The following is a 23,621-nucleotide window of genomic DNA, read 5'->3' as shown; positions in this document are numbered from 1 at the left end:
TGCGCTAATGCCGCCATCAATCTCATCTCGTCAGAAATATCGATCAGCCGCTGGTCGTCTTGCTCTTTACGGTACTTTTTCCAGTACTTTTTCCGGTACTTTTTCTCCTTGTGTAGCTTTTCTTCGGTTTGCCGGCGCGCTTTACGGGGGCGGCGGCTTCGCCCTGGGCGGTTTGCAGGCTCTGCCTGAGCTTTACCGCGTCGCTGTGGCTGAGCAGACTGCGCAGGTCGTCGAGCAGGGCGTGCTGAAACGCACCGGGGTCGTCCTGCTGTTCAGCAATACCTCGCAGACGCTGCTCCCAAAGCGCGGTACGTTCCGGCGTGCTCACGGCGCTGGGCAGGGCGGCGATCAAGGCGCTGCCGAGCCTGGTGGCGCGCAGGGCTTTTTGCTTTCGGACCAGGTAGCCGCGCTGCACCAAGGTTTCGATTATGCCGGCGCGGGTGGCTTCGGTACCCAGGCCGTCGGTGTCGCGCAGAGTACGACGCACGGCGGGATCGTCCACGTAGCGAGCGATGTTCATCATCGCCTTGATCAGGCTGGCATCGGTGAAGGGTTCCGGCGGGCGCGTTTCGCGCTCCTCGACGCCGGCGGCAAGCACCTGGCAGGCTTCACCCTGGGTCAGCGGTGGTAATGGCGGGGTTTCATCGCGGGTAGTGAACAGTGGCTTCCAGCCGGGGTCGAGAATGCTCTGGCCACGGGCGCGGAAGGCTTCATCCAGCAGGTTGAATTCCGCCTTTACCTCGAAGGTACGAAGCGGCCGGTAGAACTGCGCCATGACGTTGCGCACGATCAGCCGGAAGACCTGGCCTTCGGTCGCGGAAAGCTGGCTGAAATCCGCCGGCTTACCGCTTGGGGCGATGGCGTGGTGGGCGCCGACTTGCTTGTCATTCCACGCCTTGGAGCGCAGCGAGAAATCCGCGCCGTTGAGCCATTGCTTCAGTGAATCATCATTCTGGCAGGCACCGGTCAGATTACGCTGGGCAAGCGAAAAATGTTCTTCCGGCAGGTAGCGGCAGTCCGAGCGAGGATAGGTAATCAGCTTGTGCCGCTCATAAAGTAGCTGACAGATATCCAGCACCATCTGCGCGGAAAGCCCATGGCGCCGCGCGGCGTCCACCTGAAGCGCAGAAAGCGAATAGGGCAGCGGCGGTGCCTGGCGCTTCTCCTGCTGGTCGAGCTTGGCAAGTCGACCCGAGGCGCCTGGCAGCCGGGAAGCCAAGGCATCGGCAGGGGCGCGATCAATCAAGCGGCCCTGGTCATCGAGCGGCTGGTGCTCCTGTGGAATCCACCAGGCGCGCAGTTGGCCCTGGTCTACCTTGAGATCGACCCACAGCGGGTAGAACGGATGAGGGACGAAATCCCGAATGGCGTTGTCTCGACGCACGATCAAGCCCAGCACCGGTGTTTGTACGCGGCCAACAGAAAGCACACCGTCGTGTCCCGCCTGGCGGCCGGTCAGCGTCCAGGCGCGGGTGAGGTTTATACCGTAGAGCCAATCAGCGCGGGAGCGTGCCTGGGCCGCCTGAAAAAGCGGCTGGTATTCGGCGTTGGGACGCAGCTTGGCCAGTGCTCGACTGACCGCGGGCCGGTTGAGGTCGCTGATCAGCAGCCGCTGCACTGGGCCGCGATATTTTAGGTACTCGATGACTTCCTGGACCAGCAACTGGCCTTCGCGATCAGGGTCGCCGGCGTGGACGACTTCGCTGGCCTGCTTGATCAACTTGCGAATCACCGCCAACTGCCCCCGGGCCTTTGAGCGCGGGGCGAGTTTCCATTGTTTCGGCACAATGGGCAGACGGTCGAGTCGCCACTGTTTGTCGGCAGGGTCGTAGGCTTCCGGGGCGGCCTGTTCCAGCAGATGGCCCAGGCACCAGGTGACCGTGGTGTCGCCGCAATTGATCGCGCCTTCCTGGCGTTTGATGCTACCGGGCAGCGCCTCGGCAATCGCCAGGGCAAGGCTGGGTTTCTCGGCGATAATCAGGCGCATGGCGGATCTCAGTCTGGCGCTGCCTCTATGTGTGGGTGAGACCGGTCATCGCGCCTTGGCTTGGATAGTGTGCTGACATGATAAACTTCTTTTTTGTTACTGACATCCTGGCGATTTTCTCGCTCAACGTGAGAATCGAATGCCAATTGACGACACATTAAAATCTGAGCGTCATTGTGGCGCTCCTGGACTTCTGGAGGCCCTTCGGTGAGGCTGACCAAGATCACTATTAACGGCACGTCTCGCCGCTATTTGCTTTTCCAGCAGCGGGGCAGGCCGCATTCTTACCAATTAGACAAGGATGCCCATGCTCGACGCCTCGACGGCGCGGCTAGCAGCGAATTCTATTTTGATAGTCAAAGCGGAGCGCTTGCCAAGTTCAAGGCAGACAAGTATTCGCGGTCGAATAAATTCCTGCGCTGGTTATTGCGCGACTACATCGAAAAGCGGTTGTTCTTTCAGTTCGATGCCCGCAAGGAAGTACGCAGCCTGAGGATAATCAGAGCTGCCGGTCTTTCAACTCCCGAGTGCATGGCTTGGGGAGTCTCTTTCGATAAGCGGAACCGATTGGGCTCGCTGCTGGTGATGGAGCATGTAGCGAACGCGGTAACGGGGGCCGAATATTTCACCCAGCTGCCCGAAGAGCAGCGTCATACCTTCCTGACCCGTCTTTGCGATGAATTGCTGCGCCTGGCAAGTATCGGATACGTCCATCGCGACCTGCATATGGAGAACTTCCTGTGCCGTCCAAACGGCGAAATCGTCTGGATCGATACTCATGTGCGCTCGCTACCGCGGGGCAAGCGAGCACAACGGCAAGTTGTGTATCGCTCGGTCAGCCAGTTGGGGTTGCTGGACGAGCCTTATCGGGACTGGTTGCATACGGAAATGAAGCGGCGTTGGCAGGCGAAGGACATCCGCCGCGCTTGCTGAACTTACATTGTTCAAAGGAATAACCGATGCGCGAACGAGGCAGGACAAGGCGTTTGATGGGGTTGGGGGCTCGTACCGGCGGTGCGCTGCTGAAAACTCGCTTGGGCGGCCAGGCGGATTGGCGGGCGCTGGGCGAGGCGCTGTTCGAGGGGCTTTCAGAGCTGAAAGGTCCGGCTATGAAGCTTGCCCAGATCACGTCCCAGTGGGACGACCTGCTGCCGCCGGATCTGGCCGAGGAGCTGTCTCGCCTGCAGCGCCAGGCCGAGCCGATGCCGTGGCCGCGGATTCACGAGGCCCTGGTGCTGCAGTATGGCGAGCTCGATCGTCACTTCAGTGACATCGAAGAGCGGCCATTCGCCAGCGCATCGATGGGGCAGGTGCATCGGGCGGTGACCCATACAGGCGAAACGGTGGTGCTCAAGGTCCAGTATCCCGGCCTGGCGGAAGTATTGGAAAGCGATTTAAAGCAGGTAAAGCGCATCATGGGGCTGGGGCGCTGGTTCAAAGTGCCTCAGGCGCGACTCGATGCGCTATTCGAAGAGCTGGCGGCAAGCTTGCGCGAGGAGCTGGACTACCAGGCGGAAGCGGCGGCTTTGGCGCGCTATCGCGAGCGCTACGCCCATCGCGACGATATCGTCATACCCGAGCCCTTGGCGGAACTATCCGGTGCGCATGTACTGGCCATGCGATACGTCGCCGGCACACCGCTACGCGAACTTGAAACTGCCGATGACGCTACGCGCCAGAAGGTCGCCGCTACGTTGGCGGATTGGATCACCCTCGAGCTCTTCACTCACCATGAAATTCACGCTGATCCCCATGCGGGAAACTTCGCCGCTGATGACCATGGCCGGCTGGTGATCTACGACCTCGGCGCAGTAATCGCCGTGCCTGAAGAGCGCCTGCACGCGATGATGGCCTTGCTCGAGGCAACGCTCGACCAGGACCCGGTGGCAATGGATACGGCGCTGCTGGCGATGGGCGGCCGCCAGGGCGTGGGGGCACCGCTGGCGCTGTACCGCGAGGCCGCACAAAGTGTGGCGCCGTTGTTCGCCCCGGGCAAGCAGGATTTCGGCGATGTGCGGGTGCATCGGCGCCTGCGGGAGCTCACCCCCAAGGTGTGGGCGGCCATGGATAGGTTGCAGCCTCCGGCGGGTACCCTATTGTTGTCGCGGGCACTCAACGGGCATTACTGGAACCTGGTGCGCTTGCAGGCGCGTTTGGACATGGCGTCACGAACCGCGCCGCTATTGGCCTGGTCACACGGCAAACGCCACGCGTGAAGACTGTCCGGCAGGCACGGGCATGCTAGACTATGGCGCTTTTCAAGTCAGTGGAGATGGCAATGCTAGCGGTATGGGTCGAGCAGCTGCTGGGATTTGCCTCCGAGGCACTCTCGGCAATCAGGCAACAGGAACGTTATCCCGATTTCATGGCCTGGGCGCGTACGGAAGGGGCGGGGTACTTTCAGGAAGATATCGCCATTGCCCAGGCGCTGGCGCCCGTTCTCTGGTCGCAGACCCCGTTGGAGCGTCTGGCATTCGATAGCGAACCTTTGGCGACACCGGGGCGCAACGAGCCCTGCTGGTGTGATTCGGGGCGCAAGTTCAAGCACTGCTGTTACGCGGTGCAGTTTCCTACCGAAATTCCCGACCAGATGATGTGGATGCTCTCCCTGCGCGAGTGGAAGGGACCGACCCTGAAGGCGGCTCTCGCCAGTGGCAAGGCCCCGGCCCAGGCGCTGCTCGAAGCGGGCTTGATTGCGGCGGAAAGCGGCCAGAGCGGTCGCGCCATGCAGATTCTCGAATCGCTCTTCGATGGCAGCGACTGGACTCGCCTGCCGGAACAGGCAGAGCCGGCCTTCGAAATACTCATAGATCTGTATCAGGAACGCGGATTCACCCGCAAACGTGCCGCCCTGCTCGACGACGTGCTCGAGCGTGGGCCGCTATTTCTGCGTGGGGTTGCGCTCGAGCGCTTGTGCCTGATGCATCTGGACAACGACGACCTGGACAGCGCCCGTTCGGCTTTCGTCAAGGCGCAGCAGGCGCTTCCCGACTCTCCGACCCTGGCCTATATCGAGGCAATGCTGCTGCTCCACGAAGGGCACGAAGCCGAGGCCAAGGAGCGTTCGGCCTTCTGGTATCGCCGCCTGGCCCGCCAGGGCGAGCTCGATCCCGACCAGCTCGAGTTTCTCGCAGCGCTTGCGCAAAACCCGGGCGCCACCTTGGCTGATCAACTGCTCAGTGCCGAGGAGGACCTGGCCACGCCGTTGACCGCGATTCAAGCCCTGCTGGAAGCCCTGCCCACCGCGCCGCTGCTGGACCTGCGAAGCGATGCCTCGGCTGCCCGTATTACCTATCACGTGAGTGCACGTGAAGCGACCCTGTTCGCCGCCTGGCACCGGCATTTCCAGGTGATGGTCGATGAAGAGGTGACGCTGGGCTTTCGCGAGGACCCGTGGGTCCAAGCCGCGGAATGGATGCCGGCTTTGTGCGCGCATCCGGAGTGGCTGGATGCACCGCAAGTCGTGCAGGATGTCACCCTCGCCCTGACCAACCGTTTCGGTAGCCTGCCGTGGATGGCACCCAGCTTGCTCGAGCCGCTGGCCAAGCGTCTGTCGCGCTGGCTGGACCAAGCGCGAGCCCAAGGGGAAGGCAGCCTGTGCTGGGATGACGCCGACAACGCCATTCTGCTGCGCACCGGCCTGGCGCTGGTGGTGGGGATGGAGCGCGGTGCGCGTGAACAGTCGCGCCAGCTTGCCGAACAACTTCTTCACATCGATAGCGAAGACAGCCTGGGCCTGCGCGAGCTGGTACTCGATCAGCTGTTGCGCGACGGACGCAACCATGCGGCACTGGAACTTACCGAACATAATGAAGACGACGGTTCCATGCTGCTGGGGTTACTGCTGGGGCGGGCCTTGGCACTGTATCGTCTCGACCGGTTCGACCAGGCGGAAGAAGTCCTGCAGGAAGCGTTGGCGCATAATCGCTACGCATTGGCGATCCTCTGTGCCGAAAATCCGCGCCCGGTGTTGCCGCCAGCGCAAGGGCAAGTGGAGCCGGGGACCCGCGCCGAAGCCTGGCAATACCGGACGCTGATGCGCGATCAGTGGCGCAGTACTCCCGGCGCCCTGGACTGGCTGGAGGCACATCGCAACCAAACCAGGTAAGCGAACGCCAAACATGCCCCGGCGTAACTCTAATGGGTGCCGGGCGCCATCAGTTGCCGGTTGCGGCTGATCCATACCGCCAGGGCGATCGCCGGCAAGCCAAGCAAGGTGGCGATGACGAAAAAGCTCGGGTAACCCTGGTCGGCTACGACCAGCCCACCGAAGCCGCTCAGAAACTTGCCCGGCAGCGTCATCAGTGACGAAAACAGGGCGTATTGGGTGGCGGTGTAGGCGCGGGAGGTAAGACTGGAAAGAAAGGCGATGAACACCGCACTGGCCAACCCGTTGGCGAGGTTGTCACCGATGATCGTCACCACCAGCATGGGCAATTGATTACCCACCAGGGCGAGTACGGCAAACAGCAGATTCGTTGCCATCACCAACCCCGCGCCGAAGATCAGCAGCGGACCGATGCCATAACGTGCCACCAATAGCCCGCCCAGTATCCCCCCGGCAATACTCATCGCAATACCGAATATATTGGTGACGCTGGCGATGGTCGCCAGCGAAAAGCCCAAGTCGATATACAGCGGGTTGGCCATGGATGCCATGGCCAGGTCGCTGATGCGAAATACCGCGATAAATATCAAAATCCATAGCGCCTTGACACCATAGCGGTTGAAGAAATCGGTGAAGGGGCAGACCAGTGCGCCGATGCTCCAGGCGCCCAACCGTCGCAAGAGTTTGGGCTTGCCGCGACTGGCGCGGATGAACGCACGCACTCTGGGCTCGTGAATGAGCTGAATCGATAGTGAAGCTCGCTTGGGTTCAGGGCGCAGCAGTACGGTGAGTACACCGATGCCCATCAGCGCCGCCATGCACAGATAGGCCACATCCCACGAAGCGGATGCGGCTATGTAGAGCGCGCCAGCACCGGCGGCAAGCAATCCGCCGCGATAACCGATGATATAGGTGGAGGCCATGGCGGCTTGCAGGTCGTCGTCTGCGGACTCGATGCGGTAGGCATCGATGGCAATATCCTGGGTGGCCGAGCCAAAGGCCACCAGCAATGCAAACAGGGCCACCCAAGCGAGATTTCCCACCGGGCTTAAACCGGCCAGGCCCACCAGACCGGCGACAATCGTACCCTGTGCCAGCAGCATCCAGCCGCGTCGCTGGCCGAAGGTGCGGGTCAACAGCGGTAGCGCGAGACGGTCCACCACCGGCGCCCAGAAAAACTTGATGGAATAGAGCATGCCGATCCAGGCGAAGAAACCAATTGCCGCGACCTCGACACCGTCGCTACGCAACCAGGCGGAAAGCGTTGAGAACACCAGCAGGAACGGCAGGCCTGCGGAAAACCCCAGAAACAGCATGGTGAGTACGGGAGCACGCAAATAAATAGCCAGGGCGGCGCGCCAGCTTCGCTGGGGCAACGGGGTGGACATGGAAGCACTCCTTGCAGAAATGTTGGCTGAGGATGAAATCGCACAATGATGAATCGAGCTGGAAAGTATTTCTGAGCACTACTTTTGAACAGTATGTTTTTGAACAGTAATTCTGAACAGTATTTCGGGACAGTAGCTCGGGACAGTAATCAGGCGCAGAACGACGCTCGCCGTAGCGGCGAGTCTCCTTGTCAGCTGATAAACTATCGCCCTCACCCCAAAGACTCGGGCAGCTTACCGGACAGGAGTTTTGTATGTCGATCGCCCCGCAGAAGGTCGTCACTCTGCACTATGTTCTCAGTGACGAAAGCGGCACCGTACTGGATGATTCCAGCGCGCGTGAGACCCCTCTGGAATATCTCCATGCGCATAATAACATCGTGCCTGGACTCGAGCGTGCTCTAGAGGGGCAACAAGCTGGGGCGGAGCTCAGCGTTACCTTGATGCCAGCGGATGCCTACGGGCTGCGCAACGAGGACCTGGTGCAGCACGTAGGCCGTGGCGCCTTTGGCAGTACTGAGCTCGAACCCGGCATGTGTTTCCAGACGGAAGGAGAGGCGGGCCCGCAGATCGTCACCGTGCTGGAAGTGGTGAACGATCAGGTGCTGGTCGACACCAACCATCCCTTGGCGGGACGCCGTTTACGTTATCAGATCAAGATCCTCGACGTACGCGATGCCACACGGGCCGAATTGGCCAAAGGCCATCCGCTGCCTCCTGGTACCGATCATGCCAATGTCGAAGATCGCAAGGTGCTTTAAGCGTGACTTCTCCCGGCAAGTTGTTTCCTCACACCGCCATTGACGTAACTCTTTTGCAGGCAAACTAAAAAGTGATGTGTATCAACTTACTCCCCACCGTTCTTTCAGTGACTCGCTAAACTTGATGCAAGTCAGCTTTCTGCTCTCGTGTTGTGACTATCATGGCTTCAACACATCACGGCGGGAGGGCACCACCATGTATTGGGATGACGCAGTAATCTTTGGACTGGTAACCGTCGGTTTGATGATCGCTTTCATGGCAGGCTGGATTGGTTTCGTTGTGCGTGATCATCACCGCAAGAAGAAGCACTGAATCGATTGGAGTCTGTCGCAATTCGTCAGGGGAGGGGGCTTGTTTGGTTGTATTGGATAAGCTCCCAGTAGCCGACCCATCCGGGTCGGTTTTTTTATGGTGCGCCAGGCATGGCGCGCAGCGCCTTGACTGGCGCTATTCCTGAGGGTGGTGCCTCAGGATGACTTGGGGGTGAAAGTCCCCTGCACGCCCGGCAAGGGGAAGTGCTAGCCGACGGCAAGGGTTGTCCCTCGCGAGGGGGAATCTGAAGGAAGCCTAAGGCAAAACGCTGGCTCGACGGGGGCGCCTAGCCGAACAGGAAGCGGATACGAGGCGGCATGGCGGGGTGAGATGGCCATAGTCATCAAAGCCCGGTACTTGCACGGAACGCCATGACGTAGATCCGACAGGCATAAGCGGGAAGGTCGCGCGTCTTACCCTGGGAGGTCTGGTGGTCTGCCACGGTGCTACCGGCGTCGAGAGGCGACGGGATGGATCACCAGACGTCAGCCGAGGCCATAGTAAGTGCCGGTTTACTGCGGCACCAAGGGCCGAACATGAAGAACCGCGAGTAGGCGATAACGTCTCGAGGATCGATCATGAAGACAGACACTGACGCTAATACCGTCACTCACCCAGAGGGGCAGGGGCAGCACCCCGCGTCCCAGCCGGTGAGCGTCGAGACGAGCCCGGCGTCGTTATCGTGGACGAAAGCGAAGCCAGCCTCGCTCATGGAATGGGTCGTTGATCCGGAAAACATGGAGCGAGCTTACCGTAAGGTGGTTAGCAACAAAGGCGCACCGGGTGTCGATGGCATGACGGTGCATCAGCTAGCTGACCACCTAAAGACGCATTGGCCAATGCTGCGCAAGCGGCTGTTGGCCAATGAGTATCATCCCAGCCCGACCCGAACCGCCACGATCCCCAAACCCAAGGGTGGAACGCGGCAACTGGGCATCCCCACGGTTATCGACCGGTTGTTCCAACAAGCGATGTCCCAGGCGCTCATGCCGATCTTCGATCCAGCGTTCTCCGAGTCGAGTTACGGCTACCGCCCCAAGCGGAGTGCCAAGCAGGCCGTCTCGGCCATGAAGGCCCACGTCACCGCCGGCCACCGCTGGGTGGTCGATCTTGACCTGGAAGCCTTCTTCGATCGAGTGAATCACGACCTGCTGATGGCACGGGTCGCGCGGCGCGTTGATGACAAGCGCGTGCTGCGTCTAATCCGCCGCTATCTGGAGGCGGGCATGTTCCAGCAGGGTCTCCCCACGCCGCGACGGCAGGGGACGCCCCAAGGTGGGCCACTCAGCCCGCTACTGGCGAACATCCTGCTGGACGACATGGATAAGGAGCTGGAACGCCGCGGCCATCGCTTCTGCCGCTACGCCGATGACGTCCAGGTGTATGTCAAAAGTCGGCGAGCAGGCGAGCGTGTCATGGACAGCTTGAGTGAGCATATCGAGAACTCACTGCGGCTGACGGTCAACCGCCGTAAAAGTGCGGTGGATCGGCCATGGCGACGCGGCTACCTGGGCTACAGCCTTACTTGGTATAAGCAGTCGAAGCTGACGCTCGCCAAGGCCAGCCTGAAGCGCATGATGCAGCGTGTCCGTGAGATCCTGAAACGTGGCAGAGGGCGTAACATCCAACGGATAATCGAAAAGTTGGGGCCCGTCCTGCGAGGATGGGCCCACTACTTCAACCTGGTCGATGTGAAAAGCCCCTTGGACGCGTTGGACCAATGGATACGCCGCCGCTTACGCGATGTGGTCTGGCGGCAGTGGAAGCGTCCAAAGACCCGGCGTCACAAGCTTATGGCACTGGGCCTGGACGCGCGTCGTGCTTGGAAATCGGTGGGTAATGGTCGAGGTCCCTGGTGGAACGCCGGGGCTTCGCACATGAACCAGGCCCTGCCGAGAAAGTGGTTTTACGATCAGTGCCTGATCTCGATACTCGATACGGTAAGATGGCTCAAACGTTGTTCATGAACCGCCGTGGTACGGAACCGTATGCCCGGTGGTGTGAGAGGACGGGGGAGGCGACTCCCCCTCCTACTCGATTCGTTTTGCAGAGCTGTCGTTTTGCAGAGCTGTCGTTTTGCAGAACTGGCTTCTTCAGCGCCAATGTTGCCGCCAAGCGCCTAATATCCGCTCCGGATACCAGGTTTCACCCAAGCTTCCATTGTAGCGGGCCAGGGCGCGGGTAAAATCCCCCTTCTCCACTGCCAGGTAGTGCGCCAGAATCGTACAGCCGTAACGCAGGTTGCGTACCGGGTCTTTCAAGTCATCGGCAGGCAAACCGAGCTCGCGGACCCAGAACGGCATGATCTGCATGAGACCCACCGCCCCAGCGGATGACACCGCATCCGGCTGGAAGGCACTTTCCACTTCGATCAGTGCCAGTACCAAGGAAGGAGGCAACCCGGCAAGGTGAGCCTCCTGATAGACATGGTGCAATAGCTCGCCACGCTGGGACCGGATAACGGCAAAGCGGCCCAGGCGGGGCTCCATCCGCTCAAGCCACGGCCCTGTACTCTGCTGCAGAAATGGGGAGTGGCGTTCGGTGGCGTCTTCCAGAGTGAAACGCAGCGAACTCGGTAGCGTAGCCCCGAACACAGGCGGACTCGCGGATACCATCCAGCATACCAGCGCAAGCGCCGCTGAAGTGAGGCTTGCGCTACTGCCTTTGGCGCCGGGACAGCTCATGCCCGCCGGATCAGAGGCCGGCTTTTTCGCACAGGAACTCGACGATTTGATCCGCCGGAACCATGGTGGCCTCGCTATCACGACGCCCCTTGTATTCCAGTTCGCCATTGTCCAGCCCCCGGTCACCGATCACCAGGCGGTGGGGGACCCCCATCAGTTCCAGATCGGCAAACTTGACGCCAGGACGCGTATCGCGATCGTCGAGCAGTACATCCAGTCCGGCCTGAGAGAGGGTCCGGTAGAGCCGTTCGCTCTCTTCGCGCACGCGCTGTGACTTGTGGGCATTCATCGGCACCAGCGCCACCTGGAACGGAGCGATGGCATTGGGCCAGATAATGCCGGCGTCATCGTGATTCTGCTCGATGGCCGCTGCCACCACACGGGTCACGCCGATGCCGTAACAACCCATCCAGGGATGACTGGTCTTGCCATTGTCGCCGAGCACCGTCGCCTGCATGGATTCGGAATATTTCTGGCCCAGCTGGAAGACGTGCCCGACTTCGATGCCGCGTTTGATCGCAAGCGTGCCCTGGCCGTCGGGGGAAGGGTCTCCCTCCACCACGTTACGAATATCCGCCACCTGGGGCAGGGCGACATCGCGTTCCCAGTTGATGCCGAAGTAATGCTTATCGTCGACGTTGGCGCCGGCTGCAAAGTCACTCATCAGTGCGACGCTACGATCGATGATGATGGGCAATGCCAGATTGACCGGGCCTAGCGAGCCGGGACCCGCGCCCACCGCTGCGCGGATTTCCTCTTCGCTGGCCATGGTCAGTGGTGCGGCCACTTGGGGCAGGTTTTCTGCCTTCACGTCGTTAAGTGTATGGTCGCCACGCACCAGCAGCGCGACCAAACCGCCATCTGTTGCATGCACCATCAGTGTCTTGACGGTTTTCTCGATGGGCAGGTCGAACTGCTCGACCAGGGCGGCGATGGTCTTGGCTTGCGGAGTATCGACCAGACGCAGCTCTTCAACAGGAGAAGAGCGCTCGGGCGAGGTGCCCGCCGGGGCCGGCAGGGCTTCGGCTTTTTCGATATTGGCGGCGTAATCGGAAGCGGTGGAGAACACGATATCGTCCTCGCCGGAATCCGCCAGGACGTGAAATTCATGCGAGCCAGTTCCGCCAATGGAGCCGTTATCGGCGATGACCGGACGAAAATCGAGGCCTAGTCGAGTGAAAATTCGAGAATAGGCGTCATACATTACCTGGTACGTTTCCTTGAGCGATGATTCGTCAAGGTGGAAAGAGTAGGCGTCCTTCATGATGAACTCACGCGAACGCATCACGCCGAAACGCGGGCGGATTTCATCGCGGAATTTGGTCTGTATTTGATAGAAGCTGGCCGGAAGCTGCTTGTAGCTGGAAATCTCCTTGCGCACCAGGTCGGTGATGACCTCCTCATGAGTGGGGCCGACGCAGTAATCCCTGTCGTGGCGGTCCTTCAAGCGCAACAGTTCAGGGCCGTACTGCTCCCAGCGGCCGGACTCTTGCCATAATTCAGCGGGCTGTACCGCGGGCATCAAGACTTCCTGGGCCCCGGCACGATCCATTTCTTCACGTACGATGCGCTCGACCTTGCGTAGGGTGCGCAGCCCCAGGGGCAACCAAGTGTAAAGGCCGGAGGTCAGACGGCGGATCATGCCTGAGCGCAGCATCAGCTGGTGGCTGATGACTTCGGCATCGGCTGGCGTTTCCTTGAGGGTGGCAATCAGTAATTGGCTGGCGCGCATGGGGGTGATGATTCCTTGGTCTTTTCAAGAACGGCTCGGGAAATATTGAGAAGCATTGTACGGCTAAGCCGCTAGTGCGGCAAAACCCCGCTCTTGTCTTGATTGGGTTATGCTAGACTGCCATGGGTTTACCGATTGTTTATACGAATAAAAATTGAAAACCAGGCCGGATTTCCGGCTGCTTCCAAGGGGCTTTTCTCATGCAAAAGAGCGTTCGTCGTTGGGCAACCGGGTTGGTCATAGGCGTTTCCATCACCGCCTTGTCCGGTTGCGGCACCATGTTCTACCCGGAACGCAAGGGGCAATTGAGCGGGGATATCGATCCGGTGGTCGCCGTCGCCAATGGCGTCGGGTTGCTGTTCTACATTGTTCCGGGCGTCATTGCCTATGTGGTGGACTTTTCCAACGGCACTATTTACCTGCCCAACTCCCACAACGCTTCCGTCGATGCGCACAAACTCGATGCCAGCATGGACATGGCGGCGCTCGAACAATTGCTTTCTGACAGGGCGGGGCAACCGGTCAGCCTCGAAAGCGAACTTGTCATGACAGAGGAAGTGGAAACCCTGGATGAAGGACTGGCTCTGGTTCGTATGTCAGGTATTCATGACGATGAGAGACTTTCTACGCTGTAAAACGACGTTTTGTTGAGCGCAATAAAAAGGCAAGGCCAATGGCCTTGCCTTGTTCATAATTCAGCACTATGAGCTGAGATCAGCTTTGATCCGCTTCGGATAGAGTAGTGTTACCTTCCACTTCACGATAGTTGGCTTCATCGTACTCGTTAGCGGAATCTTCGATTTCGTCTTCGTCACGAGTGGTCTGCATGACGAGGCGATCACCCTGGCGTTCCATCTCGTCCATTGGCAGTGCGATATCGGAGCTGCCGATACCCCAGAAACCGCCGACGGAGACAATGGCATAAAGGCTGTTGTCACGGGTATCCAGCGCGATATGCTGAACTTCACCGATCTCCTGGCCATCCTCGTTGTGGACAGTCGCGCCTTCAAAGTCACTTGCCGTCATGGCCATCAGATCCTGGCCACCCTGAGTGCTCTGGCTCTGCTGCTGCTCGTCTTGCTCACGTTGACGTTCCTGCTCTTGCTCATCGGATTCCATTTCCGTCTGTTCAACGCTTACATCAGGCTCTCCCGAACGCTCGACATTGACTTCCGGCTCACCCTGCTCTTCAACCGACACATTCGGTTCGGCCTGATCGATTACTACATTGGGCTCCGGCTGAGTGATGTTGACCTCAGGCTTGGGTTGCTCAATGGTGACCTCGGGCGGCTCCTGATCCACGTTTACATCAGGGGCACCTTGCTCCACCTCCACATCGGCCGGTTCCTCTTCGACTCTTATCTGTGTCTCTTCCTGCTGAGACTGGGTGCTGCCCTGGGTTTGCTGAGCATCCTGCTGAGTAACTGAATTGGCTTCGCTACGCTGTTCATCGGTGCTCTGCTGTTCTGTGGCCAGCAGGCTTCCAGAAAAGCCCGAAAATACGGCACCGATCGCGATTGCTAATGCTGTCTTTTTCATACCTACCTCTCCTTGTGTTGGTGTGCATCTTCAAACTAGTCAAGATTGACGAGAATGCAAAACGCAGCACAAGCGGCAAGAAGAAGAAAAGGGCTATTTGGCTAATTCTCGCATCGCATCTTCCAATCCTTCCAATGTCATGGGGTACATGCGGTCTTCGATCAGCTCTCGGATCAGCTGGGTCGAATAGGTATATTCCCAGGCGCGAGGAGGCATGGGGTTGAGCCAGGCCAGGCGCGGGAACTTCTCCGTCAGGCGCTTGAGCCATACGCCGCCGGCTTCATCGTTGAAGTGCTCGACGCTGCCGCCCCGGTGAGTGATCTCGTAGGGCGACATGGCGGCATCGCCGACGATTACCACCTGATAATCCGCGCCGTAGGTGTGCAGTACATCTATGGTGGGAATGCGCTCGTTGCCGCGGCGAAGATTATTGCGCCACACGCCCTCGTACAGGCAGTTGTGAAAGTAAAAGTGCTCCAGATGCTTGAACTCTGAACGGGCGGCGGAGAAAAGCTCTTCGCAGACACGAATATGGTCATCCATCGAGCCGCCGACATCCAGAAACAATAGTACCTTTACTGTGTTGTGCCGCTCGGGACGCATCTGCACGTTCAAAAGCCCCGCGTCGCGGGCGGTCTCGCGAATGGTGCTGTCGACGTCAAACTCCTCGGCCGCGCCCTGGCGGGCGAACTTGCGCAGCCGACGCAGCGCCATCTTGATATTACGGGTGCCGAGTTCCAGTGAGTCGTCGTAGTCGCGAAAACGCCGTTCGTCCCATACTTTTGTCGCCCGTCTGTGACGCGAGCCCTCCTGGCCAATTCGGATACCTTCGGGATTGTAGCCGTAGGCGCCGAAGGGGCTGGTACCGCCGGTGCCGATCCACTTGTTGCCGCCGGCGTGGCGCTCCTTTTGCTCTTCCAGGCGCTTCTTGAACGTCTCGATCAACTGTTCCAGGCCGCCCAGGGATTCAATCTTGGCTTTCTCTTCGTGGGTAAGCTGTTTCTCGAACTCGCGGCGTAGCCAGTCATCGGGGATCAGCGCCTCGATGGCGGCGTCCATGTCCTCGAGCCCCTTGAACCAGGCGGCGAAGGCGCGATCGAAGCGGTCGAAATGGCGCTCGTCCTTGACCATGACGGTGCGTGCCACCTGATAGAACGCCTCCATATCGGCGAATACCACGCCGCGCTCTACCACTGAGTGAAGGTCCAGCAGCTCGCGCAGCGACACCGGAACACCGGCGCGCTTCAATGTATCGAACAGTCCGATAAACATGGCTTAACGGCCCGTGCCTTTCTGGCGGCGCAGCATGAAGGCCAGGCGCTCCAGCAATTGGGTATCCTGCTCGTTCTTGACCAAAGCGCCTGCCATGGGGGGAAGCGCTTTTACCGGGTCGCGATTGTAGAGAGCTTCCTGGGCCAGTTCGTCAGCCATCAGCAGCTTCAGCCAGTCGACCAGCTCCGAAGTGGAGGGCTTTTTCTTCAAGCCCGGGGCGGCGCGTAGATCGAAGAAGACTTCAAGCGCTTCGCTGACCAGCCTGGGCGCGATATCGGGGAAGTGAACATCGACGATCGCCTGCATGGTGTCGCGGTCGGGGAATTCGATGTAGTGGAAAAAGCAGCGGCGCAGAAAGGCGTCGGGCAGCTCTTTCTCGTTGTTTGAGGTGATCACGATGATCGGGCGCTGCTCGGCACGGATGGTTTCGCCGGTTTCGTAGACATGAAACTCCATGCGATCCAGTTCCTGGAGCAGGTCGTTGGGGAATTCGATATCGGCCTTGTCGATCTCGTCGATCAGCAGAACCACTCGTTCACCTGCGGTGAAGGCTTCCCACAACTTGCCGGGCTTGATGTAGTTGGCGACGTTCTCGACGCCCTCGACGCCCAGTTGCGAATCGCGCAGGCGGCTTACTGCATCGTACTCGTATAGCCCCTGGGCAGCCTTGGTGCTGGACTTTATATGCCAGGTGATCAATCGGGTGCCCAGAGAGGAGGCCAGTTCTTCAGCGAGCAGGGTCTTGCCGGTGCCCGGTTCGCCTTTGATCAAGAGCGGCCGCTCGAGTACGACGGCAGCGTTAACCGCTTGCTTGAGCGCGCTGGTAGCAATATAGGAAGAGGTGGATTCAAACGCCATTGGGGTGCCTCAGCTTGCTGAAAGATAAAAAAGTTCAAACAAGTGTACGTGAGGGTGCCGCGCCAGGCCAAGGAAGGTGACTTGCCTGGAAACCAGTGAATGCAGCCGGCTGGCGTTGTCTGCTTCGCTGTAAGGCAGCACGTCTAAAAAATGAACTGCTCTGGTGCGCTATTATCTTGTTTGTACAGAGGTGTCCCGAAAGGTTTAGTTGGATATGTGTCTAATCAATTGATAATTAAATAATTTTAATACAGTGGCACGCCAATCGCTTGGTAATAGGCAAATGGCGAAGTGGAGACGATAGGTCCAACAACACAATACCCATCGCCTCTTCAACGCCTACATCGCACCGCCGCCCTGGAGCGGCAAGCGATAAACCGAGTGAGCTGGCGTGCTCCAACCTGGTCCCCTTCGGGGGACCTTTTTTTATACCTGATACTCGGCAACGCGATTCTTCAAAAGTAGAGCCGGCGTGTATTCGCACACTTATCACGACTGCTTACAGCGACTGCCGAGACTCAAGCGGTCAGGTTGTCCCGTCCGTGTGCGGTAACCGCGATATTGTCCTCGATGCGGATACCGCCGCACGGCGCCAAGCGCTGGACTTGTTCCCACTGGATGAGACCGCCTGCTTGTGTATTGCGCAGCGGTTCCAGCAGCATGGGAATGAAATACAGGCCGGGTTCGATCGTCACTACCATTCCCGGTGTCAACTCACGGGTCAGGCGCAGGGCGGGATGTTGCGGCGGGGCGGGGGAAGGCGAGCCGTCGGGATGGCGCAACCCGGCGACATCGTGGACCTGCAAGCCCAGCGAATGCCCCAGGCCATGCGGACAGAATGCCCGGGTGATACCCGTTTCCACAGCACTTTCGGCAGAGCCCGAGATCAGCCCGTGGCGCAAGAGAATATTCCCCAGCTGTTGATGCATGTTGAGGTGCAGGTCGATGAAATCGACCCCAGGCTTGACGGCATTGATCAGATCATCCTTCAAGCCGTGCATGGACTGGATCAACGCACTGAAATCATCGGGCGCATCGTTTCCCGCATGGGTGCGGGTGATATCGGCGCAGTAGCCGCGATAACGGCGGCCAGCGTCGACCAGCAAGCTGCGGCGGGCCGCGGGGGCATCCAGTTCGTAGTGCTGATAGTGCAACACGCCGCCATGCTGGTTGAGCCCGACGATATTCTGGTACGGCACCGCCGACTCCCGCTGGCGGCTGGCGCCTAGGTAGGCCAGTTGGATATCCAGTTCGGCGGTGTCCCGATGAAAGGCTTCGGCCGCTGCAAGGTGCCCTTGCATCGCCAGGCGATTGGCTTCGCGCAGGCAGGCGATTTCGTACTCGTCCTTGACCATGCGCAGCTCGTCCAGTGCCGTTACCAGTGAGACAGGATTGTTGTCGGCACCGAGTTTTGTCGCCCAGGCGTCGGGAATATCGCCGATCGCTGCCAGGCGGCGGGGCAGCCCGGTGGGCAGGCCGGGGCTTGCCTGGTATTCCACCGTGAAGGCCGAGACCCAGGGTTCGTCTGGCAGAACGGTGGCGGAATGCCAGAAATCAGCTGGTGCATGAAGCACCAGTCGCGGCGCCTGGCCCGGCTGGATCACCAGCCAGCTGTGCTGTACCTCTGCCATGGGCAACCAGTGCATGAAATGGCCGAATGTAGCGAAGGAGGGATGTTGGTCATCGGCAAAATTGGCCGTCGAGTGACCGCTGTAGAGAATGACAGCATCGTAGCCGTGGCGGTTCAGCAGCTCGGCGTAAGCGGTTTGCAGGCGGTCCAAGTGTTGCTGATGTAGAGTGTGCAATGTATCTAGCATGTCGGAATCCAGTTGTCCGCCAGGTTTGAGCCTGGTCTCAGGAAGGTGAGGGCACCTTGGCCCAGAATTCGTCGAGACCGGCATGATGCTGGTTTTGATGCCGGTAGAGGCGCAGTTCCATGGGCACATCCCAGCGCGAATCGCCGGCACGTACCAACTTTCCGTCGGCTAGTTCCGCCTGAACGGTGCGCTCGGGTAGCCAGCTCATGCCGTAGCCCAGCGATACCAGCTCCTTGATTCCAGCGGCATAGAGGTTTTCGCTCTGTGCGGTGAGATACGTCGCGTGGGAGAGTCGCGAAAGATGCGTCTTGATGGCGGAGCCGAGCAGTCCGCGCTTGGGGTAGGCAAGCCAAGGCACCGGTTGTGTTCGACTACCCGGCAACGCGGCGGTGGGCTCGCCATCGTCATCGGGCGCGGTGACCGCGATCAGTCGTTCGTGTCCGATGACTCGATAGCTGCATGCGCTGGTGTCGAGATCCAGGTCGCAGCGCTCGGCCGGCCAATAGCACAGCGCCAGATCGCACTCGCCACGCGCCAGAGCCTGGAAGTAATCGCCGGCCACCCAGCCGGTGGCGCGCAGATAAGGTTGAATGCGGGTGTCCCAGCCTGTCGCCTCGAGCCAGCCGGGTAGAAAGTGAGCCAGCAGACTTTGAGGTGCCGCAATCATGATACGCCGTTGTTGGCCGGCATTGATTTCCCGCACCCTGTCCCTTGTCAGGCGCACACGGTCGGTGACCTGTTCGCACATGGTGAGAAATTCCTCACCGGCGGGCGTCAGGGAGAGCGGCAGTGTCTGGCGGTTGATCAAGGTGGCGCCCATCTCCTCCTCCAGCAGCTTGATGCGCCGGGAGAAGGTGGGCTGGGTTACGTGCTGGTCTTCCGCCGCCCGGGAAAAGTGCTGTGTTCTCGCCAAGGCAATGAAATCTTCAAGCCAGCGTATCTCCATTGATTACCTCTCGGTGGGAGCGTCCGTGGCGGTTTCATGGCTCATATTCGATTTTCCTCGACGGCATGGCAGGCAACCCGAGTGCCATCCTGCTGGGTGATCAGTAACGGGACTTCCTGTTTGCAACGCGTATTGGCATAGGGGCAGCGTCCATGGAACACGCAACCGCTAGGCAGATTGACCGGGGTGGGCACTTCGCCTTCCAGGCGGATGTGCTGCGGACGATCATCCTCCAGGCGCGGAATCGCCGAGAGCAACGCTTGAGTATACGGATGACGCGGCTTGGCAAACAGGGTGGCGGTGGTAGCCACCTCGCAAACGGTGCCCAGGTACATCACTGCTACCCGTGTGCCGAAGTGCTCCACGACGGCCAGATCATGGGTAATGAACAGATAGGTAAGATTGCGCTGTTGCTGCGCTTCCATCAACAGGTTGAGGACCTGCGCCTGGATCGACACATCCAACGCTGAGATCGGCTCGTCGGCGACGATGAACTCGGGGTCGACGGCCAATGCCCGGGCAATGGCGATACGCTGGCGCTGGCCGCCGGAAAATTCATGGCCGAAACGCTTGCCCCAGTCCGGGTCGATCCCCACCGAAGCCATCACTTCTCTCACCTTGTCCTGGATCTGCTGGCGATTCCAGTCGGGATGGTGCAAGCGAAGTGGCTCTTCCAGGGTTTGTTGAATCGTCATGCGCGGGTTGAGCGACGCATAAGGATTCTGGAATATCATCTGCATGCGCTTGCGGTAGGGCAAGAGCTGTCGGGAGCTGAGATTGTCGATGCGCTCGCCGGCGTAACGAATCTCACCTTCCGAGGGCGTCAGCAGCCCCATCACGGTGCGCGCCACGGTGGATTTGCCGCAACCGGATTCTCCCACCACGCATAGCGCCTCGCCGCGATGAATGTCGAGGTTCACCCCGTTGATAGCGTGTACGTACTCCTGGTGGCGTACCAGCTTGCCGCCCTTGAAACGCAGCTGTTCGAGGAAATCCCCGGAAAGCGAGAAACGCTTTTTCAAGTTGCGAATCTGCAACAGCGAGTCGGCGCTCTCTTCGTTATCGGTGGGAATATCATGGGCCGGAATACGGGAAGTAGCGGACACCGAGGCAGTAGCGTTCATGTGGTTTCCTCCTTCAGGCGGCGATCTTCAAGCATTTCCGCCACCATGTGGCAAGCGACGCTGCAGTTACCTGTATCGACGAACCCCGGGACTTGTTCAAGGCAGGCCGGGCGCGGCCGGCCATCCGCAGTATTGACGAAATCACAGCGGGGGTGGAAGGCGCAACCGCTGGGCAGGTTGGACAGCGATGGCATGCTGCCACGAATCTGGTTGAGCTTCTCGCCGGGTGTCGCCATCTGCGGCAGAGCGTTGATGAGCCCTTGGGTGTAGGGATGCTGCGGGTCGTTGATGATTTCGCGGGTGGAGCCCTGCTCGATCACCCGGCCCGCGTACATGACCAGCATGCGCTGGGTGACCTGACTTACCACACCCAGATCGTGAGTAATCAGAATCAGGCCCACGTTGTGTTGTTCGCACAACTCCAGCAGTAGCGCCATGATTTCCGCCTGGATAGTGACGTCCAGGGCGGTGGTGGGCTCGTCGGCGATGATGATATCGGGGTCGAGCAGCAAGGCGATGGCGATGATGATGCGCTGGCGCATCCCCCCGGAAAGTTCGTGGGGATACTGATCCAGCCGGGTATCGGGTGACGGAATCTGGACCTGCTGCAGCTTGTCCAGGGCAATCGCTCGGGCCTCTTTCGATGAGATGCGCCGATGCGCCTTGAGGCACTCCACCATCTGCTCGCCGATGGTGAGCACCGGATTGAGCGTCATCATGGGGTCCTGAAAGATCATCGAGATACGGTTGCCGCGAACCTTGCGCAGGCCGCGCTCCGACATCGAGTTCAGTTCCTTGCCGTCGAAACGGATGCTGCCCCCTGCGATGAAGCCGGGCTTGGAGATAAGGTTGAGCAGGGAAAAGGCCGCGACCGACTTGCCCGCCCCGGACTCCCCGACGATTCCTAGGCGCTCGCCGCGCTCCAGAGTGAAATTGACGTTGCGCAGTGCGCGCACTTCGCCCTGGCGCAGGGCGAAGCGCACGTCCAGATCGGTGACTTCTAGCAGTGCCATGGCGGGCCTCAGTTCTTGTACAGACGCGGGTTCATGACATCACGCAGCCAATCGCCCAGCAGGTTGATCGATAACACCAGCACCACCAATACGGCACCGGGAATCAAGGTGATCCACCACGACCCTGACTGGATATAGTCGAAGCCTGCCTTGATCAGCGACCCCAGCGAAGGGTGGGTCTCGGGCATGCCGAGCCCCAGAAACGAGAGCGCCGCTTCCGAAATGATGGCATTGGCGATCTGTACCGTGGATATGACGAAAATGGGAGACAACGTATTGGGCAACACGTGGCGGAACATGATGCGCTTGCTGCGCAGCCCCATGACCCGCGCCGCATCGACATACTCCTTGTTCTTTTCCGCCAGTACCGAGGCTCTCACCGTACGTGCGTACTGGGGCCATTCGGCCAGGCCGATGATCAGGATCAGCATGAGCACGGCATACTGGCTGTAGAACGAACCGCCGAGTGTGGCCTTGACCACGGCACCCACCACGATCGCTACCATCAGGGTCGAGAACGACAGCTGGATATCGGCCAGGCGCATCAGGATGGCGTCCACTCGGCCGCCCAGGTAGCCCGCCATCAGGCCGAACGTCACACCCAGCAACGCTTGCAGGATGACGGCGCCGAAGCCGATCAGCAGCGAGACACGCGTGCCGTAGAGGATGATCGATAGCAGGTCGCGGCCCTGGGCGTCGGTGCCGAGGGTATAGTTTTCGTCGGCTCCGTCGATCCAGAACGGCGGCAGCTCGGACGCGAGAATGTCGATCTGGCGCAAGTCGTAGGGGTCGGTAGGCGCCAGCAGCGGCGCGGCAAATGCCGCTATCACGAGCGCAATGAATACCGCCAGGCAGAGCTGGGCGGTACGGTCGCGCTTGAAGCTGTACCACAGGTAGGAGTCGCGCAGGCGCTCCCACTTTGTGGGCGGAGTGGCGGATTTCTCAGTCTTGGTTGTCGTCATCATGCGGGCTTACCGGTGAGTTTGACGGTGGGATTCACCAGGCCATAGACCAGGTCGACGATGGTATTGGTGACCACGAAGATCACCCCGACGATCATCAGGTAGGTGACGATGAGCGGGATGTCCGCACGGTTGATGGCGTCGAGGAACATCAATCCCATGCCCGGCCACTGGAAGACCGTCTCGGTGAGAATGGTGTAGGCCACCATGGTGCCGATCTGCACGCCGCCGACCGTAATGACCGGGAGCATGGTGTTCTTCAATGCGTGGATGAAATAGACCCGGCGCATGGAAATGCCCTTGGCCCGGGCATAGCGGACATAGTCGGACTGCAGCACCTCCATCATTTCCGCGCGAATCAAGCGGATGAACAGCGGCAGCATGATCGAGGCCAAGGAAATGGCAGGCAGTACCAGGTGCTTGAGGCCGTTCCAGCTGGCCAGGTTGGTGTCCCAGTAGCCGACGACATGCACCAGATCGTAGCCACGGCCGAACGATGGCATGTTGCCTTCGGTCGATAGCAGATCATTCAACCAGCTGCCCCAGCCGGTATCCTGGGGAAAGAAGCTGACGGTCATGCCGATGGAGAATATCTGGATCAACACGATGGCGGTCAAAAAGACCGGTACCGAAATGCCCACGATCGAAATGCCCATGAAAAATCGCGATAACACCGCTTTCGGCTTTATGGCACTGTAGACGCCGATAGGTACGGAAAACAGCACGATGATCAAGGTGGCGGCGAATACCAGCTCCAGGGTTGCCGGCAGGTGACGGGCAATGACTTCCAGAGCGGGTTCACGATAGAAATAGGAGTTACCGAAATCGCCTTGCAGGGCATTGACGGCAAAACGGCTGTACTGCACCAGGAACGGATCATTCAGGCCGAGTCTCTCACGAATCGCCTCACGCTCGCTTTCGGGCACCGACTGCCCGACCATCTGTTGAACGGGATCACCCAGGTTGTCCTGGATGGCGAAGGCCAGCACGCTGATGACGAACATCACCAATATCGCGTGCATCAGCCGCTTGATCAAAAAGGCAATCATGGCTCGCGCCACCTATGTGAAGATTCAATTAGGAAAAGGATCTTTCGTCACGGCATAACGCTTCGCCC

The 23,621-nt window shown here is 59.6% G+C and carries 20 protein-coding genes; 7 read left to right on the top strand and 13 right to left on the bottom strand.

The window, feature by feature from the left end:
• Positions 1 to 43 precede the first annotated feature (43 nt).
• On the bottom strand, positions 44 to 1,987 hold the full coding sequence (locus R5M92_RS06210) for a DNA topoisomerase III (RefSeq protein WP_346798662.1): 1,944 nt from the start codon (positions 1,985 to 1,987) through the stop codon (positions 44 to 46).
• 207 nt (positions 1,988 to 2,194) lie between these two features.
• On the opposite strand from R5M92_RS06210, the gene R5M92_RS06205 reads away from it, so the two are divergent.
• The 3 genes from R5M92_RS06205 to R5M92_RS06195 all read left to right on the top strand — a co-directional run bounded on the left by R5M92_RS06205 (position 2,195) and on the right by R5M92_RS06195 (position 6,095).
• Entirely contained in the window at positions 2,195 to 2,920 is a 726-nt protein-coding gene (locus R5M92_RS06205) for a lipopolysaccharide kinase InaA family protein (protein WP_346798660.1), read from the top strand.
• Positions 2,921 to 2,946: 26 nt separating this feature from the next.
• Positions 2,947 to 4,203, top strand: coding sequence for an AarF/ABC1/UbiB kinase family protein (locus tag R5M92_RS06200; protein WP_346798659.1), 1,257 nt, complete (start codon positions 2,947 to 2,949; stop codon positions 4,201 to 4,203).
• A 62-nt stretch (positions 4,204 to 4,265) separates the two neighbouring features.
• Complete coding sequence (locus R5M92_RS06195) at positions 4,266 to 6,095, top strand: SEC-C domain-containing protein (protein ID WP_346798657.1); 1,830 nt, start codon at positions 4,266 to 4,268, stop codon at positions 6,093 to 6,095.
• A gap of 29 nt (positions 6,096 to 6,124) precedes the next feature.
• Here the strand turns inward: R5M92_RS06195 and R5M92_RS06190 are convergent, their stop codons facing one another.
• Positions 6,125 to 7,483: an AmpG family muropeptide MFS transporter gene (locus R5M92_RS06190; protein ID WP_346798656.1), complete on the bottom strand. Its 1,359-nt coding sequence runs from the start codon at positions 7,481 to 7,483 to the stop codon at positions 6,125 to 6,127.
• A gap of 254 nt (positions 7,484 to 7,737) precedes the next feature.
• On the opposite strand from R5M92_RS06190, the gene R5M92_RS06185 reads away from it, so the two are divergent.
• The 3 genes from R5M92_RS06185 to ltrA all read left to right on the top strand — a co-directional run bounded on the left by R5M92_RS06185 (position 7,738) and on the right by ltrA (position 10,524).
• Positions 7,738 to 8,244, top strand: coding sequence for a peptidylprolyl isomerase (locus R5M92_RS06185; protein WP_346798654.1), 507 nt, complete (start codon positions 7,738 to 7,740; stop codon positions 8,242 to 8,244).
• Between the two features lie 196 nt (positions 8,245 to 8,440).
• Positions 8,441 to 8,557, top strand: a complete 117-nt coding sequence (gene ccoM / locus R5M92_RS06180; RefSeq protein ID WP_346798652.1) for a cytochrome c oxidase subunit CcoM — start codon at positions 8,441 to 8,443, stop codon at positions 8,555 to 8,557.
• 578 nt (positions 8,558 to 9,135) lie between these two features.
• Positions 9,136 to 10,524 carry a group II intron reverse transcriptase/maturase gene (ltrA, locus tag R5M92_RS06175; protein WP_346798649.1) on the top strand — a complete coding sequence of 463 codons (1,389 nt, stop codon included), beginning with the start codon at positions 9,136 to 9,138 and terminating at the stop codon, positions 10,522 to 10,524.
• A gap of 126 nt (positions 10,525 to 10,650) precedes the next feature.
• Here ltrA and R5M92_RS06170 read toward each other — a convergent pair whose 3' ends face one another.
• Together R5M92_RS06170 and R5M92_RS06165 are read right to left on the bottom strand one after the other, a co-directional pair.
• Complete coding sequence (locus tag R5M92_RS06170; RefSeq protein WP_417339066.1) at positions 10,651 to 11,241, bottom strand: lytic transglycosylase domain-containing protein; 591 nt, start codon at positions 11,239 to 11,241, stop codon at positions 10,651 to 10,653.
• A gap of 10 nt (positions 11,242 to 11,251) precedes the next feature.
• The gene (locus tag R5M92_RS06165) at positions 11,252 to 12,973 is read right to left on the bottom strand and encodes a proline--tRNA ligase (RefSeq protein ID WP_346798648.1); all 1,722 of its coding nucleotides are present in this window, start codon (positions 12,971 to 12,973) and stop codon (positions 11,252 to 11,254) included.
• 200 nt (positions 12,974 to 13,173) lie between these two features.
• On the opposite strand from R5M92_RS06165, the gene R5M92_RS06160 reads away from it, so the two are divergent.
• Positions 13,174 to 13,608 carry a hypothetical protein gene (locus R5M92_RS06160; RefSeq protein ID WP_346798646.1) on the top strand — a complete coding sequence of 145 codons (435 nt, stop codon included), beginning with the start codon at positions 13,174 to 13,176 and terminating at the stop codon, positions 13,606 to 13,608.
• Positions 13,609 to 13,687: 79 nt separating this feature from the next.
• Here the strand turns inward: R5M92_RS06160 and R5M92_RS06155 are convergent, their stop codons facing one another.
• The 9 genes from R5M92_RS06155 to R5M92_RS06115 form a co-directional block, all read right to left on the bottom strand.
• Complete coding sequence (locus R5M92_RS06155) at positions 13,688 to 14,512, bottom strand: DUF6470 family protein (RefSeq protein ID WP_346798644.1); 825 nt, start codon at positions 14,510 to 14,512, stop codon at positions 13,688 to 13,690.
• 93 nt (positions 14,513 to 14,605) lie between these two features.
• Complete coding sequence (locus tag R5M92_RS06150) at positions 14,606 to 15,784, bottom strand: VWA domain-containing protein (RefSeq protein ID WP_346798642.1); 1,179 nt, start codon at positions 15,782 to 15,784, stop codon at positions 14,606 to 14,608.
• A gap of 3 nt (positions 15,785 to 15,787) precedes the next feature.
• On the bottom strand, positions 15,788 to 16,642 hold the full coding sequence (locus R5M92_RS06145) for a MoxR family ATPase (protein ID WP_346798640.1): 855 nt from the start codon (positions 16,640 to 16,642) through the stop codon (positions 15,788 to 15,790).
• A gap of 518 nt (positions 16,643 to 17,160) precedes the next feature.
• Positions 17,161 to 18,459 carry a Xaa-Pro dipeptidase gene (pepQ, locus tag R5M92_RS06140; protein WP_346798639.1) on the bottom strand — a complete coding sequence of 433 codons (1,299 nt, stop codon included), beginning with the start codon at positions 18,457 to 18,459 and terminating at the stop codon, positions 17,161 to 17,163.
• Between the two features lie 37 nt (positions 18,460 to 18,496).
• Positions 18,497 to 19,405, bottom strand: a complete 909-nt coding sequence (locus tag R5M92_RS06135; RefSeq protein ID WP_346798637.1) for a LysR family transcriptional regulator — start codon at positions 19,403 to 19,405, stop codon at positions 18,497 to 18,499.
• 41 nt (positions 19,406 to 19,446) lie between these two features.
• Complete coding sequence (locus R5M92_RS06130; protein ID WP_346798635.1) at positions 19,447 to 20,529, bottom strand: oligopeptide/dipeptide ABC transporter ATP-binding protein; 1,083 nt, start codon at positions 20,527 to 20,529, stop codon at positions 19,447 to 19,449.
• Positions 20,526 to 21,542, bottom strand: a complete 1,017-nt coding sequence (locus tag R5M92_RS06125; protein WP_346798633.1) for an ABC transporter ATP-binding protein — start codon at positions 21,540 to 21,542, stop codon at positions 20,526 to 20,528. The genes R5M92_RS06130 and R5M92_RS06125 overlap by 4 nt, the downstream gene beginning before the upstream one ends.
• An 8-nt stretch (positions 21,543 to 21,550) precedes the next feature.
• Positions 21,551 to 22,504 (bottom strand): ABC transporter permease, encoded by a 954-nt coding sequence (locus tag R5M92_RS06120; RefSeq protein ID WP_346799272.1) that lies wholly within the window; start codon positions 22,502 to 22,504, stop codon positions 21,551 to 21,553.
• Positions 22,504 to 23,553, bottom strand: coding sequence for an ABC transporter permease (locus R5M92_RS06115; RefSeq protein WP_346798631.1), 1,050 nt, complete (start codon positions 23,551 to 23,553; stop codon positions 22,504 to 22,506). Before R5M92_RS06115 ends, R5M92_RS06120 begins: the two co-directional genes overlap by 1 nt.
• Positions 23,554 to 23,621 lie beyond the last annotated feature (68 nt).

The organism is Halomonas sp. Bachu 37, assembly GCF_039691755.1.
Lineage (GTDB): Bacteria > Pseudomonadota > Gammaproteobacteria > Pseudomonadales > Halomonadaceae > Vreelandella > Vreelandella kashgarensis.
This window is presented reverse-complemented; position numbering and strand designations above follow the sequence as displayed.